The organism is Microbulbifer mixtoriginis (SeqCode), assembly GCF_052467515.1.
Genome location: NZ_CP174314.1, coordinates 1,742,169 through 1,764,045 on the forward strand (window position 1 = coordinate 1,742,169; position 21,877 = coordinate 1,764,045).

The 21,877-nt window shown below is 49.3% G+C and carries 25 protein-coding genes and 1 pseudogene; 23 read left to right on the forward strand and 3 right to left on the reverse strand.

Going from position 1 to position 21,877, the window contains the following annotated elements:
• The first annotated feature begins 6 nt into the window (after nt 1-6).
• The 14 genes from ACJJIT_RS07475 (at nt 7) to ACJJIT_RS07540 (ending at nt 11,865) form a co-directional block, all read left to right on the forward strand.
• Complete coding sequence (locus tag ACJJIT_RS07475) at nt 7-480, forward strand: phage tail tube protein (RefSeq protein WP_444900513.1); 474 nt, start codon at nt 7-9, stop codon at nt 478-480.
• Nucleotides 481-490: 10 nt separating this feature from the next.
• The gene (locus ACJJIT_RS07480) at nt 491-850 is read left to right on the forward strand and encodes a phage tail assembly chaperone family protein, TAC (RefSeq protein ID WP_444900514.1); all 360 of its coding nucleotides are present in this window, start codon (nt 491-493) and stop codon (nt 848-850) included.
• Nucleotides 851-870: 20 nt separating this feature from the next.
• Entirely contained in the window at nt 871-1,134 is a 264-nt protein-coding gene (locus tag ACJJIT_RS07485; RefSeq protein ID WP_444900515.1) for a phage tail assembly protein T, read from the forward strand.
• Nucleotides 1,135-1,150: 16 nt separating this feature from the next.
• A complete protein-coding gene (locus ACJJIT_RS07490) occupies nt 1,151-3,415 on the forward strand; it encodes a hypothetical protein (RefSeq protein WP_444900516.1) in 2,265 nt (754 codons plus the stop codon).
• Nucleotides 3,415-4,008 carry a DUF2460 domain-containing protein gene (locus tag ACJJIT_RS07495; RefSeq protein ID WP_444900517.1) on the forward strand — a complete coding sequence of 198 codons (594 nt, stop codon included), beginning with the start codon at nt 3,415-3,417 and terminating at the stop codon, nt 4,006-4,008. The genes ACJJIT_RS07490 and ACJJIT_RS07495 overlap by 1 nt, the downstream gene beginning before the upstream one ends.
• A complete protein-coding gene (locus ACJJIT_RS07500) occupies nt 4,005-4,949 on the forward strand; it encodes a DUF2163 domain-containing protein (RefSeq protein WP_444900518.1) in 945 nt (314 codons plus the stop codon). The genes ACJJIT_RS07495 and ACJJIT_RS07500 overlap by 4 nt, the downstream gene beginning before the upstream one ends.
• A 5-nt stretch (nt 4,950-4,954) precedes the next feature.
• Nucleotides 4,955-5,398, forward strand: a complete 444-nt coding sequence (locus tag ACJJIT_RS07505; protein WP_444900519.1) for an NlpC/P60 family protein — start codon at nt 4,955-4,957, stop codon at nt 5,396-5,398.
• Nucleotides 5,386-6,300 carry a hypothetical protein gene (locus tag ACJJIT_RS07510; RefSeq protein WP_444900520.1) on the forward strand — a complete coding sequence of 305 codons (915 nt, stop codon included), beginning with the start codon at nt 5,386-5,388 and terminating at the stop codon, nt 6,298-6,300. The genes ACJJIT_RS07505 and ACJJIT_RS07510 overlap by 13 nt, the downstream gene beginning before the upstream one ends.
• Nucleotides 6,297-7,250: a hypothetical protein gene (locus tag ACJJIT_RS07515; RefSeq protein ID WP_444900521.1), complete on the forward strand. Its 954-nt coding sequence runs from the start codon at nt 6,297-6,299 to the stop codon at nt 7,248-7,250. Before ACJJIT_RS07510 ends, ACJJIT_RS07515 begins: the two co-directional genes overlap by 4 nt.
• Nucleotides 7,250-7,837, forward strand: coding sequence for a hypothetical protein (locus ACJJIT_RS07520; protein WP_444900522.1), 588 nt, complete (start codon nt 7,250-7,252; stop codon nt 7,835-7,837). Before ACJJIT_RS07515 ends, ACJJIT_RS07520 begins: the two co-directional genes overlap by 1 nt.
• A gap of 21 nt (nt 7,838-7,858) precedes the next feature.
• The gene (locus ACJJIT_RS07525; RefSeq protein WP_444900523.1) at nt 7,859-9,412 is read left to right on the forward strand and encodes a phage tail protein; all 1,554 of its coding nucleotides are present in this window, start codon (nt 7,859-7,861) and stop codon (nt 9,410-9,412) included.
• Nucleotides 9,413-9,428: 16 nt separating this feature from the next.
• Entirely contained in the window at nt 9,429-9,947 is a 519-nt protein-coding gene (locus tag ACJJIT_RS07530) for a DUF2793 domain-containing protein (protein WP_444900524.1), read from the forward strand.
• Nucleotides 9,948-10,140: 193 nt separating this feature from the next.
• The gene (locus ACJJIT_RS07535; RefSeq protein ID WP_444900525.1) at nt 10,141-11,013 is read left to right on the forward strand and encodes an RbmA family biofilm matrix protein; all 873 of its coding nucleotides are present in this window, start codon (nt 10,141-10,143) and stop codon (nt 11,011-11,013) included.
• Nucleotides 11,014-11,109: 96 nt separating this feature from the next.
• On the forward strand, nt 11,110-11,865 hold the full coding sequence (locus tag ACJJIT_RS07540; RefSeq protein WP_444900526.1) for an RbmA family biofilm matrix protein: 756 nt from the start codon (nt 11,110-11,112) through the stop codon (nt 11,863-11,865).
• Nucleotides 11,866-12,383: 518 nt separating this feature from the next.
• Here ACJJIT_RS07540 and ACJJIT_RS07545 read toward each other — a convergent pair.
• Together ACJJIT_RS07545 and ACJJIT_RS07550 are read right to left on the reverse strand one after the other, a co-directional pair.
• Nucleotides 12,384-12,827: pseudogene (locus ACJJIT_RS07545) on the reverse strand (IS5 family transposase); the annotation flags it as partial.
• Complete coding sequence (locus ACJJIT_RS07550; protein ID WP_444899177.1) at nt 12,713-13,162, reverse strand: transposase; 450 nt, start codon at nt 13,160-13,162, stop codon at nt 12,713-12,715. The gene ACJJIT_RS07550 and the pseudogene ACJJIT_RS07545, both read right to left, overlap by 115 nt.
• Before the next feature lie 168 nt (nt 13,163-13,330).
• On the opposite strand from ACJJIT_RS07550, the gene ACJJIT_RS07555 reads away from it, so the two are divergent.
• The 7 genes from ACJJIT_RS07555 to ACJJIT_RS07585 all read left to right on the forward strand — a co-directional run bounded on the left by ACJJIT_RS07555 (nt 13,331) and on the right by ACJJIT_RS07585 (nt 17,683).
• Entirely contained in the window at nt 13,331-13,522 is a 192-nt protein-coding gene (locus ACJJIT_RS07555) for a hypothetical protein (protein ID WP_444900527.1), read from the forward strand.
• A complete protein-coding gene (locus ACJJIT_RS07560; protein WP_444900528.1) occupies nt 13,453-13,884 on the forward strand; it encodes an IS3 family transposase in 432 nt (143 codons plus the stop codon). The genes ACJJIT_RS07555 and ACJJIT_RS07560 overlap by 70 nt, the downstream gene beginning before the upstream one ends.
• A 448-nt stretch (nt 13,885-14,332) precedes the next feature.
• The gene (locus ACJJIT_RS07565; protein ID WP_444900529.1) at nt 14,333-14,989 is read left to right on the forward strand and encodes a hypothetical protein; all 657 of its coding nucleotides are present in this window, start codon (nt 14,333-14,335) and stop codon (nt 14,987-14,989) included.
• Nucleotides 14,990-15,111: 122 nt separating this feature from the next.
• Nucleotides 15,112-15,957 (forward strand): CPBP family intramembrane glutamic endopeptidase, encoded by an 846-nt coding sequence (locus ACJJIT_RS07570; RefSeq protein ID WP_444900530.1) that lies wholly within the window; start codon nt 15,112-15,114, stop codon nt 15,955-15,957.
• A 78-nt stretch (nt 15,958-16,035) separates the two neighbouring features.
• Nucleotides 16,036-16,476, forward strand: a complete 441-nt coding sequence (locus tag ACJJIT_RS07575; protein WP_444900531.1) for a LexA family protein — start codon at nt 16,036-16,038, stop codon at nt 16,474-16,476.
• Entirely contained in the window at nt 16,477-17,046 is a 570-nt protein-coding gene (locus ACJJIT_RS07580; RefSeq protein WP_444900532.1) for a Y-family DNA polymerase, read from the forward strand. It abuts the gene before it with no gap.
• A 244-nt stretch (nt 17,047-17,290) separates the two neighbouring features.
• Entirely contained in the window at nt 17,291-17,683 is a 393-nt protein-coding gene (locus ACJJIT_RS07585; RefSeq protein WP_444886447.1) for a hypothetical protein, read from the forward strand.
• 326 nt (nt 17,684-18,009) lie between these two features.
• Here ACJJIT_RS07585 and ACJJIT_RS07590 read toward each other — a convergent pair whose 3' ends face one another.
• Nucleotides 18,010-18,456: a hypothetical protein gene (locus ACJJIT_RS07590; protein WP_444900533.1), complete on the reverse strand. Its 447-nt coding sequence runs from the start codon at nt 18,454-18,456 to the stop codon at nt 18,010-18,012.
• 1,670 nt (nt 18,457-20,126) lie between these two features.
• On the opposite strand from ACJJIT_RS07590, the gene ACJJIT_RS07595 reads away from it, so the two are divergent.
• Both ACJJIT_RS07595 and ACJJIT_RS07600 read left to right on the forward strand, forming a co-directional pair.
• Nucleotides 20,127-20,957 carry a glycerophosphodiester phosphodiesterase gene (locus ACJJIT_RS07595; protein WP_444900534.1) on the forward strand — a complete coding sequence of 277 codons (831 nt, stop codon included), beginning with the start codon at nt 20,127-20,129 and terminating at the stop codon, nt 20,955-20,957.
• 345 nt (nt 20,958-21,302) lie between these two features.
• Entirely contained in the window at nt 21,303-21,698 is a 396-nt protein-coding gene (locus tag ACJJIT_RS07600; RefSeq protein WP_444900535.1) for a universal stress protein, read from the forward strand.
• Nucleotides 21,699-21,877 lie beyond the last annotated feature (179 nt).

The window sequence follows — 21,877 nt, forward strand, 5'->3', positions numbered from 1 at the left end:
ACCCCTATGTCTCAATTGGCTCAGGGCACCAATCTGTTTTTTATCGACCCCGCCGATGACTCTGTGAATAAGGTCACCGGGGTCACTTCTTTTAATCCCGGTGGCAGCCCCGCCGATCAGCTCGACGATACCTCCCTGGAGGACCTGGATAAGAAGTTCAAGCGCGGTCTGCGTACGCCGGGGCAGGCATCGGTGGGCCTCAAAATAGACCCAGAGAACCCGGTGCATTATCGCCTGTGGGAATTATCCAAGGATGACACCGTGGACAGCATTAAATGGGCGGTGGGCTGGAGCGATGGCACAGAGCCGCCCACGGTAACTACCGGTGACTTCACTTTGCCGACCACGCGCACTTGGTTCACCTTCGAAGGCTATGTGGCCGATTTCCCCTTTGATTTCCAGTTGAACTCCCTGGTTTCCGGCGAGATGTCGATCCAGCGCAGTGGCGGTTCTAACTGGACCAAGAAATCCTCAAGCTAAGGGCTGAATGATGGAATTATCAATCCAATCCCTGCAGCAGCAGGGGGCTTTTTCCGGGGCGCCTGTGAAGCGTTCCATTACCTGGAAGCAGGGCGAACAGGAGTTGTCGGCAACCGTTTATGTGCGCCGCCTCTCTTATCACAGCGCGGTCAATGATGTGGCGGCGATGCGTGGAGAGGGGGATATGATCGCCGGGCGGATCGCAGCCTGTATTGTCGATGCCGAGGGCAAGCCGGTATTTACCGCCAAGGATATTACCGGCGAGGCAAACCCGGAGCGCGGCCCGCTCAATGCGAATCTGACCCAGGCCCTGCTATTGGAAATCGGCGCGGTCAATAATCTGGGAAAGACACCCAGCTCAGTGAACTAGACGAACTCTGGCACGAGCTGGTGCTGAACGGCATCGGCGGTTGCACCATCGCCGAGGCCCAGCAGCGGCTCAGCTATGAAGAGGTCCAGCGCTGGGCGCACTACCGTAAAAAACGCGGCTCCCTGCACCCGGGGATGCGCATCGAAAGATCATCGGCACTACTCGCCACCCTCTACGCCAATGCTCACCGTGGCAAAGGCAATCCCGTAAAAATCACCGACTTTATGCCCCACGAGGAAGAGCCAGAGCTATCGCTACAAGAGGCGATGAAGAGCTGGCACTAGGGGCCAGTGGATAGCTATGTCTAAAAAAAATCTGGGTACATTAACGCTGGATTTAATCGCCAAAGTGGGCGGTTTTGAAAAGGGGCTGGATAAGGCCGAGCGTGGTACAGAAAAGTGGAAGCGGCAGGTCACGAAGAACGTCAAAGCCGTTAGTAAGGCATTCGGAGCGGTTACAGTTGCCGCCGCCGGCGCCCTCGCGGTAATGACCGCGCGCGTGGTGGAGCAATCCGGCGAGATTGAAAACCTCTCTGCAGTGGCCAATACCAGCACCGAGGAATTTCAGCGGATGACCTACGCCGCACAGCGCTATGGCGTTGAGCAGGACAAGGTCGCGGATATTCTCAAGGACACCTCGGATAAGGTCGGGGACTTCCTGCAAAACGGCGGCGGTCCGCTCAAAGACTTTTTCGACAATATCGCCCCGCAGGTGGGCGTGACTGCCGAGGAATTTCGCCACCTCTCTGGCCGCGATGCGCTGGGGCTCTATGTAAAGAGTCTGGAAAAGGCCAATCTCAGTCAGAATGAGATGACCTTTTACATGGAGGCCATCGCCAGTGATGCCACTCTGCTGTTACCGCTATTGCGCAACAATGCCACTGAGTTAAACCGGCTCGGCGATGAGGCCCAGGATGTGGGCGCGGTGCTGTCGGATCTGGATCTGCAGCAGCTGGGGGAAGTGCGTGAAAATTTAGATGAATTAAAAGGTGCGCTCGACGGCTTTGAAAAAGAGGTGGTCACCGGCGCACTACCAGCCATCAAAGACCTGACCGAACTGATTCAGGATGAAAAGACGCAAGCCGCTTTTTCAGCGCTCACCACTGCATTGATCAATGTCGGTTCGGCTGCGGCATCCGCTGTGGTTGAGCTGGTGGAGTTTACCCAAGAGGTGGGTAAATCCGTCGCCCGTATGGTGCACGGTGAGCCGGAAATCTTAAAGCTGGATCGCTCGTTGGAGCAGTTGAGCGCAACCATCAATAGTGGCGTGATTGGTGATGGCAAATTGCTCACCGGTATTCGCCTGGCCACTGGGGAATATATTCATCAGGGCACTTCAGTCGATGACCTGCGTGAAAAACTGGCAGTGTTGCAGAAGCAGCGGGATACATTCTTTGGTACATCGACAAAGACCGATTTTGGCGATCTGCTCGGTGATGATTTCAGGGCAGTCATTGCTGACCTGGAAAAAGAATTCACTGCGGCGGCAAAGGTTGTAGACGGCGAACTGTTGCCGCCAGTGGACCACTGGCTGATTTTTAATGAGGTCATCGAAGAACTCGGCACTGAATTTAAAATTGCCAAGGAAGAAGCCGAGGCCCTGCAGCGCAATCAGGAGGCCTATGCCGGTCTTTTAAGAGATCTGCGCACCGACGAAGAAGTACTCACCGATCAGATGCGCGAGCGCCTGGCCATCGTCGATGCCATGGCCGGCCTCACCGAAGAGCAGCGGGCCAGCACCCTCGGCCGTATCGCCGACGCCGCCACCGAAGACGGCCCAACCCTGGGTGGCCTCGATAGCGGTGAGGATATCGAAGCCGCCCGCACTGAACTGGAAGACTGGTATTCCACCCAGCTGCAAATGCTGGAGCAATTCCGCAGCGAGCGCGCCGACCTCAATGCTACCTGGGATGAAGAGGAATTATCCCTGCGGCAGCAGTATGAAGAGCGCCTTACCGAAATCACCCAGGCCAATGAAGACCTGCGCCGCCAGCAGCAGCTGGATGGCTATAGCTTATTGATGCAAGTGGCCTCGGATTATTACTCGGGCATGGAGGGCGAAGAGGCGGCCTATATGCGCGCGGCTCTTTCCATCGGCGGGGCCCTATTGGATGAGAAAAAACGCAATGCCCTGCAGAGCGTAATCGCCAATACCCAGGATGCCGCAATGGGGGCCTACAACGCTATGGCTTCTATTCCCTATGTGGGCCCGGTGCTGGGTGCTGCAGCGGCGGGTGCGGTCTATGTTACCGGCGGCTTGGCTGCGGCAAAAATTACCGGTATGGCTCACGACGGTATCGATGCCGTGCCGGAAGACGGCACCTGGCTGTTGCAAAAAGGCGAGCGGGTGACCACCTCGGAAACCAGCGCAAAACTGGACCGCACCCTGGCCATGATTCAGGCGGATATGCACAGCGGTGGTGGCGGTGCAGGGGAGTACAGCCGCCCGGTTTCCATGACACAGAATATTCGCGTCGATGGCACGGTAAATAATCGCACTGCCACACAGCTCGCCCGCGAGAGCGAGCGAAAACAACGGATTAACCGCAGGAGGCTCGGCTCTTAATGTTTAACGAAAGTCGCCTGCTGGAAAAAGTGGCCTATGGCTCCGAATACGGCCACCGTTATAAAACCGATATTAAAGAACTGCGCAGCGGGGTAGAGCGCCGCAATGCCGAATGGGAGCGCCCGCTGGGCCGCTACTCGGTGCTGTTTAAAAACCTGGATTATGCAGACCATCAAATCGTGGTCGCCGCCCATCACGCCTGTATGGGCGCCCTGATTGGTTTTCGCTTTAAAGACGCCAGCGATTTTGAAGCGGAGCGGGAAGTGATTGGTTTCGGTACTGGCAATAGCGAGAGCTACCAACTGCAAAAAAAATATGTCTTCGGGGCCTTTTCCTATCAGCGCAAAATAGCGAAGCCGGTGATCGGTCGGGTAACCATTTTTGCCGATGGCAATCCGGTGGCCGCCAGTATCGACTACAGCACGGGCCTTGTGCAGCTCAGTGCCGATAACGGTGCAGAAATTACTTGGAGCGGGGAATTCGATGTACCGGTCCGCTTTGAAGACGATGAGATCGGTTTCAGTATCGACAATCGCCACCAGGCAATGCCGGTACTGAATGGCAATGTGGAACTGCTGGAGATTCGCCTGTGAGACAGATTCCCCCAGCACTGCAAGCCCACTTGGACAGCGGCGTCACCACCCTGTGCCGCTTATTAAAAATCACCCTCACCGATGGCCGCCAGTTCGGTGCCACCACCCTGGATCGGGATATCGAGTTTGAAGGGCTCACCTATTACGCCCAGAACGGTTTCGATTCCAGCATTATCGCCAGTGATACCAGCTTTGATGTGGACAATGCCGAGGGCTATTCGCTGTATAGCACCGACGTGCCTGGCATCACCGTAGCCATGGCGGAGCGCGGCGAATTGGATGGGGCGGAGTGGGCCATGGTTCTGGTGAATTACCGCGATCTGTCCATGGGTGCGCTGTTGCTCGATGGCGGTGATGTGGGCGAGGTGCGCACCGCGCGCAATACGGTCTTTATGCCGGAATTACTCAGCTACGCCATGCGCCTGCGGCAGAGTATCGGCCATGTAGATTCCGTTACCTGCCGCGCGATTTTCGGCACCCCGGCCAATTCCCAGACCGGTTGCGGTGTAAATGCGGAAGCCCTATGGCAGTCCGCCACCGTGACCGCCGTCTCTGGGGATGAGCCCAAAGTCACTTATGTGGTTAGCAATATTGCCAGCCTGCCCACGGCGGCCAAGCGCTGGCGGGTGCGCTGGAAAAGCGGCAATAACGTCTCCTCGCGCCTGTATCAGGTGGAGGCCGTGGACACGGCCACAGGCCAGATCACCCAAATCGAACCGCTGCCGTTTGCGGTAGCCGTGGGGGATCAATTGGAGATCCGCCCAGACTGCGATAAGACCTTTTCAGTCTGTCGCGATGTGTACGGCAATCACCTGGATTTTAAGGGTGAAAACCTAATTCCCATCGGCCAGGCCAGTGATACCCCCGGCGCCGGTGTGCCCGGCAGTACCGGTGGTGGCTCCTCTTACAATTCCAGAAATACCAGCCAGCAGCAACGCTAAAAATCATGCAACAACAAAGAATCGACACACTGGCCTTTGCCCGCGGCCTGGTGGCTGCTGGCGTGCGCTGGCGTCACCGGGGCCGCACGGCCTGGGCGGTGGATTGCGTGGGCATGATCGTGCTTAGCCTGCGAGCCGCCGGCCTGGAAATCGAAGATGAAAAACACTACGGCCGCGAACCCTGGAAGGATGGTGTGCGCCAGAAAATGCGCGCGCGCTTCGGCGAGCCGATTGCGGAAGATTTATGGCAGCCGGGAGATATTGCCGTTTTTAAATCTCCACAGCGCAGCGATCCCAGCCATGTGGGTTTTTTAGGGGATTATCCCCTGGGCGCCCCGGGTGATTTTAGTTTGATCCATGCCCACGCCGATCAGGATTGCAGAGAGCATGTATTGGATGCGCGCTGGCGCCGCTTGCTGGTGGAGGTGTACTCGCCATGGGAAACCTGATTTTCGGCAAGACCACCATTCAGGGCCGCAAGTTCGACAAGATCAAACTGCAGACCAGCAAGGCGGGGGTGCCGCGCCAGATTATTTTCGGCCGGGTAAAACCGGTGGTGGGCAATATTATCGCCACCACGCCGCCAAAAATTGTTAAGAAAAAACAAAAGCAAAAATCCGGCAAGGGCGGCGGTAAAACTGAAGTCGTTAACGAAGAAGTCTACAGAACCTACGCCATTCGCATTTGCGAGGGGCCGATTACCGGTATCTGCAAAGTCTGGCGCAACAACGAATTAGTTTATGACCGCGACAGCACAGACCCCACCCGGATCGACAATAACCAGGCGTTTTTACAACTGGCTGAATTTTTCCTCGGCGGTTTTGGGCAGATGCCCAGTGCGGTACTGCAGGCCGCATTCGGTATCAACAACGTGCCCGCCTATCGCGGTACCTGTTACCTGGTGATCGACAACGAAAACCTCACCAGCACCGGCGGTGCCATTCCCCAGTATGCGTTTGAGGTGGAGCGGGCCGAGGGCTTTGTCCTCACCAGTAAACCCTATGCCATTGAGGCCACCGATGGCGTGACCACCAGCCCCGGCGTGCAGGGCGGGCGCACCAAGCCCGATTACACCCGTGAATTCACGGAGGCCACCCAGGCCGGCTTTACCGGTATTAGCGGCAGCCTGCGTTCAGTGTATCAGTCCCATGCCTACGGCGAAGCCACCGCTGCCGGTTTTACTGGCCTCAGCGGTTATATACGGGAAAAACACAACATTGAAATCCCCACAGAGAGTGTCAACGCCAATCTGGCATCGGTCAGCGGCCGTATGCCGGACTGTATTAAACACACGGTCGAGACCGAGGCCGTCAACGCCCTGTTTGTCAAAATCGAAGGATCACTGGAATGAAATTAAAAAGCGGCCTAGCCGGAAGGTTTAAAATCGAAGCCTATAAACGCGATGCCAGCGGTGCGGAAATCCCCGGCAGTCGCCGTGTGGCCGCCCCCTGGTTTAGCAACCTGATTTTGAATCAGGGCCTGGATGGTTGGGCAGTGAATAAGGATATCAACCGGGTTTGTCATGTGGGTGCCGGCTCCAGCACACCGGCGGTCACCGATACCGGCCTAAACAGCCCGCTGGCCTACACCGAGGACCGTTCCTCGCTCACCAACGGGTTGGATAACAGCGGTGCGCCCTTTGTGTGGGAACGCACGGTGTTTTCCTTTGGGGAAGGCGAGGCCGCCGGCAACCTAGCCGAGATCGGTGTGGGCTGGGGCACGAATCACACCGACCTATTTTCCCGCACCTTAATCACTGATGCCCAGGGCAACCCTACCTCGCTAACCGTGTTGCCAGATGAATACTTAGACGTTACCTATGAGTTGCGCCTTTATATTCCCACCGTGGATGCGGTTGGCACTGTGGCATTGGGGGGCATTATTTACGATTGGCGCGCTCGCCCCAGCAACGCAGACTTTCATAATGTTGGCCACACAACCCCCGGCTGGATGGTGACCTCACCACGCTACTTGCCCTCCGTGAGTATTAACTCGATAGCTTATGAGGGTGGTATAGGCGATATGTACAACCGCCCCAGCGGTAATAGTGATTCTATCCACTACAACACCATTGAGGTTGCGCCCTATGTGGACGGCAGTTTTGAAGCGGTGTGGACGGCAACCTATCCCCCGGACAAAGCCAACTTTACTAACGGTATTCGCTCGGTAGAGCCGCGCATGGGTTTTGCTGCCTGGCAGATCGAGTTTGCCGCCCAGGGCAGCGGCGATGCCATCCCCAAAAACTCGGATAAGGCACTGGTGCTGACTTTTACCCAAAGTTTTTACCGGGTGGCCGTCTGATGGCACTGCCCGATAACGCGCTCAGTGCTCAGCCGATCTTTGCCCCGTTTCTTGGTGGCCGCGCGCTACCGGTGCGCGCCATTACCGACTATGAAACCGGCGGCATCGCCATTCAGGACACCAGCCGCGGCCTGGATTATCAGCACTGGCGTGCGCGGGTATTGGAGGATGGCAGCGAGATAGTGTTGGATGCCGAACAGGTGGCCCCGTTTGCGGTGATTACCGGAGCCAATATCACCGAGGTTTCCTTGGCCTTCGACCAGAATATGCGCCCGGTGATTGCCTATGTAGAGGGCGGCACCGCCAAGCTGTACTGGTACGACAGCAGCCAGGGAGCCCAGATAACTACAAACTGGCCCGGCCTGATCACGCCCCGCGTGACTCTGGATGATAAGCGGCCCACGCAGCTGCACATCAGTGATGTGATTTTTGCCTATTTAAAAAACGGCGATCTTTGCTACCGCCAGCAGCGCGACCGCTACCAGAGCGAATATGTATTACAGCAAAACGTACCCAGTCCCGGCCTGGTAAAAATAGGACTACACCGGCAATTTCGTCTGCAGTTTCTTCTCAAAAATCCCGACTAGAAAACCTTCGAATAAAACCCTATGCCTTATCCCCTCTATGCCGTGGTTGCAGAGATCTGCGAGCGCGCCGGCCTGCCGTTTGGCAAATTCGATACCACTCTATTGGAGGGCTATGTCTCGGGAATGCAGATCAGCAACGAGGCCCCCGCGTTCGAACATATTCAGGAGCTGGCCAAGGCGTTTTTTTTTGATCCGGTCAATCGCGGTGATTCCCTGGTATTTACTCCGCGCGGCGCCGAACCGGTAATGACTATCGATGAAAACGATTTGATCGGCGATAGTGACGACGAGAAAACCCGCCGCTCCCCCCAGGAAATTGTGCGGGTTTTAAACCTGAACTATTACGACGCGGAGGGCGGTATCGATACCAGCAAGCAGACTAGCGATCGCAGCATCGACACCCGCGGCGAGGGGGAAAAAAATATAGAAACCCCATTGGTTTTAGAAACCGACCAGGCCGCGCAGATCGCCGTGATTATGCACAAGGTGATGATCGAAGAGCAGCGCGGCGAGTTTGAAATTACCCTGCCGGACAGTTACCTAAAACTCACCCCTGGTGACGTGGTGCTGTTTCGTGGGGACCGATGCCGTATCGATGAAGTCTCCCTGGATAACGGCGAGCAGAAAGTCAAACTGATTCACGACCGCAAAAGTGCTTACCAGTCCCAGGCCTTCGGTGTGGCCCCCATGACCCCACCGGCCCCGGTGCCACTAGTGCCGGGCACTACCTATATAGAATTTATCGACGCGCCCATACTGGCCAGCGGTGATGATTTACAGCTGGGCTACTACGTCGCCATTGCCGGCAGCAACAGCGCCTGGGGCGGTGCCACAGTGTCTCTCTCATTGGATGGTGGGCAGAACTATATCGAATCCGATAATACCGATATCGAGGCGGTTATGGGCGAGCTGACTACTAGCCTCGGCAGCCACAAGCCGGAAATCCCCGATACTCATAATCGCGTGCAATTGCGCCTCTACGACACAGGCGACGCACTGGAAAACCGTACTTTGGCGGATCTGCTTAACCGCCAGAATAGGGCGCTGATCGGCAATGAAATTGTCAGCTTTGGCGAGGCCGAAGAAATTAGCCCCGGCGTGTGGGAAATCGGTTACTTCCTGCGCGGGCGCCTCGGCACCACGCCCACAGACCACCCGGCGGGCACGCGCTTTGTATTACTGGAACGCAACACGCTCAACTTTATTGCCACCGAGCGCTATAACCTCGGCCAGACGCTGACCTTCCGCACCACCAGTATTGGCAGTGGTAAAGAGACAGTTACCAGCGGCACTTTCACCGGCGCCAGCCATACCGAGTCCGCCCCGGCCAATCTCAGAGCTCACCGCGCAAATGGCCAACTGGTAATTCACTGGCTCGGAGTAGGGCGCCTGGGTGGCCGCGCCGCTTACGATCAAAGCCAGTTTTTTGCCGGCTATCGGGTAACGGTGAATGGCCAAAGCACAGACACCACCGCAACCACACTCACCATCGCAGACCCAGGCACAGCGACAATCAAAGTCAGCCAGCTAAACAGCATCACCGGCCCAGGCCCGGCTGCACAAATCAGCGTATAAGCAGGAAACAAATCCCATGAGCAACACACCGAATAACGGTATCCCCTACGCCCAAGAGGGGACTTTGGACCCCGCCGCCAGCCTTAACCAAGCCCTGGATACCACCGACGCACTGCTACAGCTGGAAGTGCAGGCCATACAGAATGATCCACCGGGCTCCGCCGGCGATGGTGATCGCTACCTAGTAGGCGCAGGCACCGGCGCCTGGGCCGGCAAAGACGGCCAGCTCGCCCGCTATGTTGCGGACCCTGGCTACTGGCAATTTTTCCCGGCAAAAGTGGCTCTGAATAAAGTGGATGGGCTGTTGTATGTAAATGGCAGCAGCGGCTGGCAGATTGCCAACCGCCCGGCTGCACTGCCGCAGATTACTGGCGACACAAGCAGCGATTTGGTTGGGGTGGTTGGGCAGATGTTAAGCGCGTTGAATGGGATTTATTGGGAAATCAGGTTAGTTAGTCGTGTTGTTTTAGTTGTTGGCTTAGATGGTACGGATACTAAGGTAAAAATTTTGAGGTATAAGGAAATGATCGAATAGAATAATTCGAACATTTTTAGCCTACTGATTTTGGGGTTTGTGCTCTGTAAATCTATTTTTCGTAGTTTGGAGCTATCTAAGACGTGCGATAAATACTGATTACCAAAGCATGGATCGCACTTAATCAGGATTGGGTTATAAAAAATGTTCGAAGTATTTTTGTGTCTCAAAATGTATGTAATGGAATGTAGTTTTGAAAAAATTGACAAATAGATCCCCTCGACACAAGGCTGTAGTGAAAAATTCTATCGCTGGTTTCTCTTTTATTTGCGCGTCGACATTAGTTCAGGCAGATACGATCAGTACAACAATAGATCTAGGTGAGCCGTATCCCTTCAGCTTCGAAGATAGAGTTGAGCATGAGGTGGATTTAGATATTGCCCATCAGTTTGATACCATTGAAAAAGTTTGTTTCAAAACTAAAGTTAAAGGCGGAAATGCTGACAGGATGGCTGTTATTGTAGGACCGGAATATGTTAAACCCTGCCATATGTCCTATGAGATATTGTATCCTATGTCTATGGTTTACACCGCCGATGATCCAACTCCGGAAAATCCCAACCCTGTCTCAGAGCTACAGGATGTTAGTCTCTGTTTAGATCAAAATTCTCTCTTGGCGAAAAACCTTCTCGATGGGGAAGTTAAGTTTTCAATCGAAGCGGTTGATGGTTACGTAGAGTTCTGGGACGTTGAGCTAGTTGTCGAAGGTGAATCCTCTGACATCCAGTTGGCGATCGAAATTGATGAACCTGCTGAGTTTTCAGTTCCTTCTTATGGGGGAAGAGTTAATTATGATGCAAGTATTCGTAATTTAGACTATACGCAATCATTGGTTACATTCGAACAATGGAGTGTGCTCAAACTTCCCAATGGGACTAATTATCCCATTCATAAATCACGGGATGTCGTATTGAATTATTCTGAAGCAAAGGATTACACGCGAAATTACCTCAATATACCTGCTTGGTTTGAGGCTGGAGACTACGAGTTGACTTGGTATGTGGTTAATCCAAGCACCGGGAATCTGGTAGAGGACAGCCTGTATTTCACTAAAAGTGCTGACTAAGCTTTAAGCTCCTGGCAGGCCGGGACGCTCTTGTGTCCCAGCTACTCTATTTGGAAGAATTGTTATACTTCATAATATATTGAGTGAGTTGTTATTTTGAAAAAGCTGAGTATAAATCAACCTCTGCACAATACTGTGTTGAGAAAATCCATCGCTGGCTTTACTTTAATCTGCGCATCGGCATCCGTACAGGCAGACATGATCAGTGCCCCAGTACACCTGAGTGAACCGTATCCTTTCATGATGGAGGATGGAATTACTCATGAGGTGAAGTTAGACATTGGCTTTCAATTCAATAGTATTGAAAGGCTTTGTATCCAAGCTGAAGTTAATGGTGGAGATGCGGACTATGCAGGTTTCATAGTAGAAAATGAATCCCCAGGTTACCCGCCTGTAGTTAGTCAATGGATTTCGGTGCCTTTATTTTATCCCATTATTCTCCCAACTCCAGAAAATCCTAATCCCATTAGGCAGTTGCAAGATTTCAATTATTGTATGGATGGCAATAATATATTACCAAAGAATCTTCTTGACAGAAAAGGTGAGATTAATTTCACTGTGTCCGGTGGCTATGTAGAGTTGTCGGGCCTTAGATTGCAAGTTGAAGGTGATATCTCTGATACTCAGTTAACAATTGCACTTGACGAACCTGCCGAGTTTTCAGTTCCTTCTTACGGAGGGAGAGTCAATTATGATGCAAGTATTCGTAATTTAGATTCTACGCAATCTTTGGTGACACTCGAACAGTGGAGTGTACTTAAATTTCCCAACGGGGATAATTATCCCATCCATAAATCACGGGATGTGGTGCTAAATTATTCTGAGGCAAGGACTACACTAGAAATTATCTAAGTATTCCTGCTTGGTTTGAGGCCGGAGATTATGAGCTAACCTGGTATGTCACTGACCCAAGTACCGGCGTTCGGGTGAAAGACAGTCTGTATTTCACTAAAAGTGCAGACTAAACGTTAAGCTTTCGGCAGGCTGGGGTGCCCTTGTGTCCCAGCTGTCTCGTTCTAATCATATTTAGCTCAGCCACCAAAATAAGTGTTGGATGTTAGACTACCTTTCGATGTTAAAACACTGTTGTATTTTTTGCTTACTTGCTGTAGCAGCCGCTTTAATTGGCTGCTACGAAGCCGAACTCCAAGCCTACGACCGCCAGCAATGGCTTCCCCGCTGGTCTGATGCCGATGGCGACTGCTGTATAGTACTAACAGGCACCGCGACTGGGCCGTAATGTTTCCCCTTTTTAATGGGCACCAAAGTCAAACAGACAAGGTGTCTTATGCCGAAATACTACAAACCTAGAAAGACTTGGCAGTATTCAAACGAATTCAAAGTGAAAGCGGTAATGCTTAGAAGCTGTTTCATAACTTCTTTAACGTAATTAACATGCATGCAATATAGAAAAAAGCACGATAAGTGGACAAATATCGCTCCCATCTAACAACTAAACGGCGGTAATTTCCCAACCACGCAAAAGTCCTCTCAACTTTCCAACGGCGAGCGTACCTTCTAAGCTTTCTGCCATCCTGCCTTGAGACTTTTTTCCTATTTCTCCTGTGTGGACAGATAAGGTCAATTCCACGACTCAACAGGCTATCTCTAAGAGGATCCGAGTCCGCCGCTTTATCATAAACTAAGCGATGAATCTTTGTGTTTTTATACGTAACATCAAGTAATGGGTGTAATAACTTCACTTCTGCTGGTGAGGCCGAAGTAATGGTGCCTCCCAGTGGAATACCTTCGCCATCGACCACCACCATCCACTTTGAACCCTTGCCCCGCTTGGTTTTCCCGATTTCGAAGCCCCTTTTTTTGCTGGTGCAAAGCTGCCATCAGAAAAGACCTCCTCCCAGTTAAGCAAAGACTGCTGATCCAACAGCTCCAGAAATCTTCTCCATGCCTGTAACCAAGCTCCTTGCTCTTCCCAAAATTGAAGCCTTCTCCAGCATGTACTCGGTGATGGATAATGTGAAGGAAGATCTTTCCATCGCGCTCCAGAACGCAAAAGCCATAGGATGCCCTCAAAACAAGCTCGATTATCAATGGGTTTTGGGCCTCCCTTTCCTCGTTTTAACTCAGGAAGACAAGGTTCGATCAATTTCCATTGATCATTGGTTAACTCTGACTTGAATCGGCTCACTATTGCTGGCCTTTTTTCTATGTAATTGCGTGAGAATAGCCGATTTCAAGTTATGAAACAGCCTCTAGTTTGATAGAGGGCATTCAAGTTAAGGAAGTGGCTGAAACTATCAACATTCACTTTTTCATGCTGTCACGATGGCGAAAATAGTATCAGGAAGGGAAGATTGTGGCAGATAAACGAAAAAAGCTTACTGGGGTAGTCTCTAGAGCAGAAAAGGAACTTTTTAGAGTAAAGCGTTTAGAGGCGGAGAGTCGTAAATTAAAGCAGGAGCTTGATTTGCTAAAAAAGTGGCAACGGTTTCTTTCGGAGGAATATCAGCAAGATATCGACTCATCCAGAGGTTCGAATCAGAACTAGGAGTCAAAAGAACTTGTCAGTGGCTGGGAGTATCGCGCAGAGGCTATTATGATTGGCTGAAGAGGCCGCGATCAGAACGAAAATACCAAGATGATGATCTCAAGGTTCAGATTCAAAAGATTTCGGATGACTCTGCAGGGCGCTATGGTAGTCCAAGGATTTGGAAAGCCTTGCTGACCAAGGGCTATGAAGTTAGCCGTAAGCGCGTAGCCTGGCTGATGCAGGAATTAGGGGTCGTAGCCAGAGTTATGAGAGTGACATGTAGGGCACCAGGCATAATACGTTTCCTAGCCTCTGGGGAGAATCTTAGACCGGATGGAGCTGTGCCTAAAAGCAGGAATCAAGTTTGGGTGCTGACGTAACCATACCTTATGGCTAAGGGGCAGTGGCAGTACTTGTCAGTTCAGCGCTAGACTACCAATCACCAATGGAACATGAGCGAATAGCAAAATGAAATGTAGTGTGTCTGTTTTATCGGGGCAAGATCACGTTTTAGAATACCGGTTATTGTGACGTTATTGTGGTGGTCATTTTTTAGATATTTTGTAGTTGCTGCAAGTATCAATCTCTAACTGGACACACTTCTCCAGAGAGTTTTTTCTTCCAGCTGGTACCACAGTTTCATACAAGTGCCTTCGTTTTAAGTCGGCAAGCCCTGTAAGCCAGCAGCACCATAGTGGAAAGCCAATCAGATAGTTAATTGGTGGGGAAAGTATGGTATTTTCCCTGTAAATTTATCGGACAGTGGATAGCCAACGCTTCGCTTCGGCTACCCTTGCTAGCAGTGTTGGGCATCTAGAGGAGGCTTTGATGTTGAAGTTATTGGTAAAATTTTTGACAGTTTTAATTTTTTCTGGATGCTCGACACTTAGCAAAACTATTAATTACGAAATAGAACCAACTTCTTTACTTAAAAGAACTTACGTTTTTGATTGGTGTGAAGAAAACCAAGCTACTTTGGGTTTATTTGGAGATCACTGTTTTGGAATTTATAATCCCCCTCTTTACTCTTTCCCAGTAGATAAAGGATACCTTGTTATCTATCCACTTCTTGTAAGTCATAGGGAGATCGCTGCTGGCCCATTAGGACTACCGGTAATTCCTTTGGGTGGTAATAACGGATTGGAATCATCGGAACGAAAGTTGTACTTTAGATTTAGAACATACTCTGAGACTGATGATTTTAATGTTATACCATTAAAACTTATTGCTGTCAGTGCGGCAGGGGAAGGCTGTGAATTTTCCAAGAGTTCGGAGGATGATATCGGAGAAAAATATACCTGTATGCTCACTATAAATCAAAAGAGCATAAAATCTCTCAAAGTAAACTTGAAACTAAGTGATAATTCAGAAGTTGATATTTTGTATAAGTTATCAGAGTTTACTAGTTATCGGCCTGTAGTAGCTCCTAATGGTCCAGCTAGGGATGAAAAACCATTTATAATAATTGAAAAAAACGATGCCTAATAAACGTATAAACACGGATTCGTACTACCGTGACGCTTTTTGCTATTCCCTTCGGGGCAAAAATCTCCCCAGTACTACTCACCGGTTATACGGGCGTAAGCTGTTGAACACACGGAGGTATGATGAGGGATAGAAACCAAGCATTAGTCTTTATCGTCTTGGTACTTGCAATTAGTTGGAGCTTGGAGGCGTTCATCATCGCCAGCGGGGGTGTCAGGAATTTCGGCCCGCTTTGGATAGTCGCCCTGATGTGCATCCCTGGCTCTCTTTCAATAGTGCTGAGGCTCACCCTAAAATCTGGATATGAAGATGTCAGCTTTCGGATCGGAAAGGGACGCTACTACGTCTATGCAGTCGCAATTCCATTCCTATTAGTATTGCTAACGGGGCTGGTATCTGCAGCCATCGATATCCGGCAATTCTCGTTGGTGTCATTGGAGCAACTGATCCAACTCAGCCCTGTTCTTCTATCCGTCTTAGTGCTTGGCCTGATCGGCGCATTTGGGGAAGAGCTCGGATGGCGCGGATTCCTATTGCCAAAGTTGGTAAGTGGTGGTGTTAAGAACCCCTATCTCGTCAGCGGACTTGTATGGGCGTCCTGGCATCTTCCACTCATTGCTTACGGAGGTTTCTACCAGACAGATTATACGTTGCTCATGGCGTTGATCTATGGCCTCGGTATTATCGCCATGAGCTTTGTATTCAGCGAGCTCAGAATGCGCTCTGGATCAGTCTGGGTTGCCACCATCGCCCACGCTGCTCACAATTTCTTCTTCCAGTTCGCGGCTCCTGTATTGCTTTTAACGGAACCGGGTTCGCGTTCAAAGCTTTGGGATATGGTGGCCAGCGATACTGGTTTGTGTATCGCAGTGTTCTATGCCGTTGCGTACCTCGTTTTTCGTCATGTCGTTCGACGGGGCAAGGCTTTTGATCGGTGTTTATCGCCAAAAGCCCCGATAAATCAGTAGCGGGCCTTGGCAGGGGTAAGCCACCGGGGCCAGTGCCTTTGGTGGTTAGGGTTTGTCGTTCCTACAAGGAGGTAGACCATGCCTTTGACCGCTCACGTTCAACAACTTCTCCACGTTAATAATCTATGTGCCGGCGGCCTGGAATGGGTGGTTGGCTGCCCCAATCAGAATGCGCGCACCGCCTTGCTGCAGCTGATTGGTGAGGAGGCGGCCCTCAGCCTGGATGAGCACATGAACAACAAGCCGGCGGCGACCTTTATGGCGTGGGCAAATGGGGATTCCATGATGGGGCTCGGTATCTTCGACAAGGATTTGTTGATTGTCGATCGCTCGCTAAAGCCTACCCATGGGGATGTGGTGGTGGCCCTGGATGGGCAGCTGACCTGCAAGGTGCTGGACCAGCAGCAGGGGCGGCTGCTCTCTGCGAATGATGACTACGCGCCGATCCCTATTTGGGAGGGGCAGGAATTGATTGTGGAGGGGGGGAAGGCTTCGGTGCGTTATCACCGGCCGCGCTGAATGCTGGTATTGGTGGACTGCAGTGAGCAGATATTCCGGCCCGATCTGCGCGGGAGCCCGGTGGTGGTGCTCTCCAATAACGATGGCTTTGTGGTGGCGTGCTCCAAGGAGGCGAAGCTGTTGGGCATTGGCGACTTGGAGCCTTTCTTTAAGGTTTGGCACCTGCTGGCTATCTTCTCCAGCAATTATCCCCTGTATGGCGATATCTCCCACCGGGTAATGACCACCCTCCGCGAGTTAGGCCCCAATGTGGAGGTTTACAGCATCGATGAGATGTTTTTGGATCTGCAAGGGCTGCAGGAGGATTGGCAGGGCTACGGCTGCAAGATCCGTAACACGCTCTGTCGTAATATTCGTATGCCTGTCGGAGTGGGTATCGCCCCCAGTAAAACCCTGGCCAGGCTCGCCAACCGCTCGGCCGAGAAGATCCCCAAGTGCGATGGCGTCTATGCATCGGATACTCCCGAGAAATGGCAGTGGGTGCAGCGCCGCACAGCTGTTTTTGTCATATCTATTCCTTCTGAAAGTATCTCTGTGGAAGCCTTGTCTAATTGGTTGATTCATGGTTGATTTAACATTTTTCTGTAGGCTTTAAGTCGATAAGCCATCCGCACAGAAATGGTCAGATCTTAGCTTTACCGTTTTGAGGGAGTCTTGGAGTTGAAAGGGAATATTTTGAACTCTGTCTTGAAAAAATGCAGCTGGCAAGAAATTGTACTTTTTTAGTGTTATATCGTCTAATTTTTTCATTTTTTTGGGTGCGGTCGATTTGGGAATTATGTACACTTGGTTTTATTAGTTTTAGGGATTGATAATGAAAAATTTAGGCTTAATTGCAACTTTAATGCTTGCTTCAGTTCCAGTTTCAGCAAGTGACTCACTAGATATATGCTTAGTTACGGGGCACCCAGCATCAGATATAAAATACGAAAAGATCCAAAGAATTAAAATAGGTAAAAATTCTTATGGCAGTGTAACTGATGTTTTGCAGGTATTTGCTGATAAGGCTGATGCCTTAGGAGCTAATGCAGTAGTAAATTATGTCGGCTCTCAGCGTTTCGGATTTTGGCCTTGGCGTTTTGTTCGCCCAGTGGTTAGAGGTGAAGCTGTCAAGCTTTATTTTAGTAATGGTCAAACTTGCAGAGATATTGGTGGTGCAACGGTTAGAGAGGTTATTAAAACCAATAAAGAGCCTCATCACATTTAACTATACAATTGTTGCAATCTAAGTTTCGGTTATGGTTATCTTCTACTGTATCTTAGCGCAAAAGGTGTCAGTAGCCTCAGGCAATTGAGTTGTGTACTGGGTTTAATTCACTTCAGGACAATGGTTCTGAGTAGAAGTAGCCATATAGACGATGGGTTGAATCAGCAAAAAAATAGCAGTGGCTCTTTGTTTATAGGGGACAATGGTGTCCAGAGAAAATTGAATGTGCGGTAAGTATTTACATTGCCTACTTGAATCGCTAGATGGGAAGATTTCCCTTGGGAGTGACTTGAGTTTTGCTGGACTGCTCAAGCCACTCCCTTTATTCACTCGGTTAGTCTTGATGCAGATACGTATTCGATAAAGATATGACCGTTAACCCTTCCTATAGGATCGTAACCGTTGCACCAATACGAATATCCAATGTGAGGACGATCGGGCCCATTACCTGCGGCACCTGGTGGGATATCATCCATATCTATAATAAGAGACCAGGTGCGCTCCCGAGTACCATGCCCCACCGTTCGTGAGCATTTCCACTCAACTGGTGTATATCGACTAGTATCGCTTGAAGCCGTCATAGTTACCTCAAAGTCATCCATTGTTAGGTTTAAGCCAGTTGCATCGTTAATTCGCGCTAATGCACGTGCTCTAGCTTTGTCCTCTTTGCCTCTTGCGGCAAACCCAGTGCTTGGTGGATTGTCTTGTAAGTCTTCGTCATGTTCTGTGAGTTGATAAGGTGGAACTTTTGTAGAACCTCTTAAAGCAACCATTCGGAAACTCCTTGATTAAATAATTATTTTAAATGACAGCCAGAATGCATTTTAGGCTACCTCGAGAGGGTGCGATATTTGCCCCCAAGGCGAATTTAATAACTTATTAGGAGACTTCTCTATCATGCGATACTTCACGGTGTTTTCATGCTTTTCACCTGAATAAGAGGGTAAAAGCTTTTAAATGTAAACTAATATTGTAGCTCCACTAATAAATACTTCTTTATTTACCCTTTACTTCAGCAGAGCAGCAAAGCTGTTATACAGTCTCCTTACTCCATCGATGACATTCGTAATTGTACGATCGGGAGGGGAAAGATTGTTGCGAATTTAAACCGTCCAGGATGACTTTCTATGAAAGAAGGAATGGGGCATATCGAGATTACTCCCACCAGGGCAATTGTTCAGAATAAGGGAGGCTATATAGGAGATGGATCGAATCAACAAAATATTCGTCCAGGAGACGCTTCCAGTTGTAGTAATACATTAAGGAATGATCAAAGGCTCGTATACAGCCTGCCTTGATCTAAGAGCAGCATAGCTCCACTGGGTATTTCTTGATATTCCCAGGCCATTACTAAGGCCTTTGTCGTTAATGTGGCATCTGCTTGCTTTAAGAGGGACCATTTGACGATGCATGTGAGTATGCAAATCTATACTGGTTGCTAGGCAACACCAGTCTTAACCAAGCCCGGATATAGGTAATATCAACGCGCTAAATTTTGATTGGGCTTCTCTGCATTAAACTGGCGATCAAGTTCATTTGGCGTGTCTAAGTGCGCAATTATTTCCCTTCTGTATTGATGAGAGTTAGGAATACTTGCATACTAAATCGGTCTCACACACTTGCCTTCTAACTTTGAATCTCACGATTGATATCCCTGCCGATAAGGTAAATTGACGATTTTGTGGCTTTCTCCTGAGCTATGGCTGCGTTAGAAGGGCTCCGTGACTTGGGAGCGGTGCTACATTCTAGGTAGTTCAGAGGAGTTTTTCTTTCTGCTATATTCGAAACGGTATGTCCGACATGCTTCAATCACTTTACAGGCCAGCTCCAAGCTAATCAGTCTCTCAGCGTGTGCGATTCTTCTCGTTGAGTACCAAGAGGGCGAGCTCCTTTTTAAACCTTTTTCTCTCTTACTGGGCTGTCAGTATGGCTTTAAGCTCTTAATTTCTATTGCTCAGTTGTTAGCGCTTTATTTGCGGGTATGTCTCCATACGTTCTGTCTCATATCAAAATGTTGATAGTTTAGTGGCGCTATAATCTATTTCTGGCGGATTTCTTAGGTGTCATGTTTAATTTGATGTCTCAATTTTGGCGAATATTTTTGCCTGAAATAGCATGGTGGCATTAGAAAATAGAAACTTGTGAGCTGGTACCTATTGTTGGGAGAAGTTGTAGTTGTACTAATTTAACGAGGAAGGTTAAGGTGGGGCTGGTTTGGAAAAATTATAACGTCTATGGCAATGATGTGATTTAGCTGGTAAGGCTTGCTGGAAAATATTTAATTGTTGTTTAACTAATTCTGCTGAATTGGTTGTAAATAAAAGCCTAGTTGAATCTTGACAATTGCCTTGAAGAGCAGCGGTTTTGTTTGGTTTACGTGCGATGAAGATATTTTGACTATTTATTGAAAAGCTTCTCCTTTAACATGAAATGGGTTTGAAAGATGAAAATATTTATGCGTGCATTGGCTTTCTATGTTTTTTGTGTTGGATATTGTAATCAGGCATTTTCTATTGAGATTCTCGCACATAGGGGGGCATCTGGTGAATACCCTCAAAGTACAAGGCTAGCGTTTGATAAAGCATTGGAGCAAGGTGCCGATATATTAGAGTTAGATGTTCATCTGTCGAAAGACTATTTTGTCATCATTAATCATGATTCAGACCTAAAGGATAATGTTGGGATATCTGAAAAAATTGCGGATTTGACGCTGGGTGAAATTAAAACCCTTGATGCTGGTCACGAATTCACATTAGATAATGGCAGTAGCTACCCTTTTAGGGGGCAAGGACTCACTCTGTTAACTCTCAATGAATTGTTTGAGCGTTACCCGGATGGCTATTTTAATATAGAGATTAAGCCCAATGATAAGACTCTTTCTGAGACGCTTTGGCAAGTCATTGCAGATTACCGTATGGAGCAGCAAGTTACTGTTGCTAGCCAGCATAGTAAAGCCATGAAGCACTTCCGTGAACTTAGCGGGGGTCAGGTTAGAACCAGCGCAACTATAGGTGAGCTTATCGAAGCAAGTCTTGCTTGGAGTACAGGTTTTGGCTGGGCTTTTCAGCCCAAGTTTGATGTTGCACAATTGCCATATAGTATTGCGACCAAGCCCTATGTGCGCTTTTTTCAGAGAAAAGGAGTGGCTGTGGACCTTTGGACAGTGAACAATGAAGACCATATTGAGCGCAGTATATCATTGGGTGTAGATGGGATTATTGGTGATTATCCCGGCCGAATTTATCGAGCGCTTGTTGATGCTGGTGAGCGTTAACTGATCACTTTATTTTTAAAGGCTATGGAAGGTTGAAATGTAATAAATTTTAAAGTGAATTGGGACCTTATTGTGTTTTGGGTGCTCTAATGATACTAAGTTGCTTCCAAGGTGACTCCTTTGAGCCCCGATTCCTAATGAATTAAGTTCCTTCCTGTTTGAATAGTTTGGATCCATTTGCAAATACAGGGGTGCCGTATGAGTAGGCTGGAAATTGATGTATTTGGTTTTTTCTGGGTGCTTAGGAGGGGATTTCTGTGTGACAATGAATCTAGTAGTTGGCGTTTTTTGTTGATCGGCTGGTTTTAGAAGTGTTTAGTTATGATAATAAGGGGAGGGGGTTAGATGTATAAAACAATTCTTTGCGCTATAGAGGCTTCCAAAGAAGGGCGCTTTGTGCTTTCTAGGGCCGTAGAACTTTCAAGGCAGCATGAAAGTAAGTTAATCGTATTAAATGTGCTTCCCTACAGTTTTTTGCCTAAGGATTATCAGCGAGAGCTTAAAGAGGATGCTATTCCGAAGTTTGAGGAGATAGTTTCAGATTTCGGTATCTCTAAGAAAAATAGACTCCTGAAAGTAGGCAAGCCCTATGAGGTGATTTGCAAGGAAGCTGAAAAAAGAAATGTAGATTTAATCATGCTCGGGACTCACTCTAAGAAAGGTATAAGCTCTCTAATAGGCTCTACGGCAAATAGTATCGTAAATTATGCTCATTGTGATGTGACTTTGGTGCGGATTTAATTGATGCTGAACTTATTTTTTGTTGTTAGTTGAGTTATTCGATACCAAGCCTAGCCGGTGCTGTTATCTAAGTAATCGTTATGTGAGTAAATCTTAGCCGAGTAACTATTGATTATAGTTACTCGGCTCAGGCTGTACAATTTAAAGCGGAAATTTTAGGCCTACCACAAATCTACTCT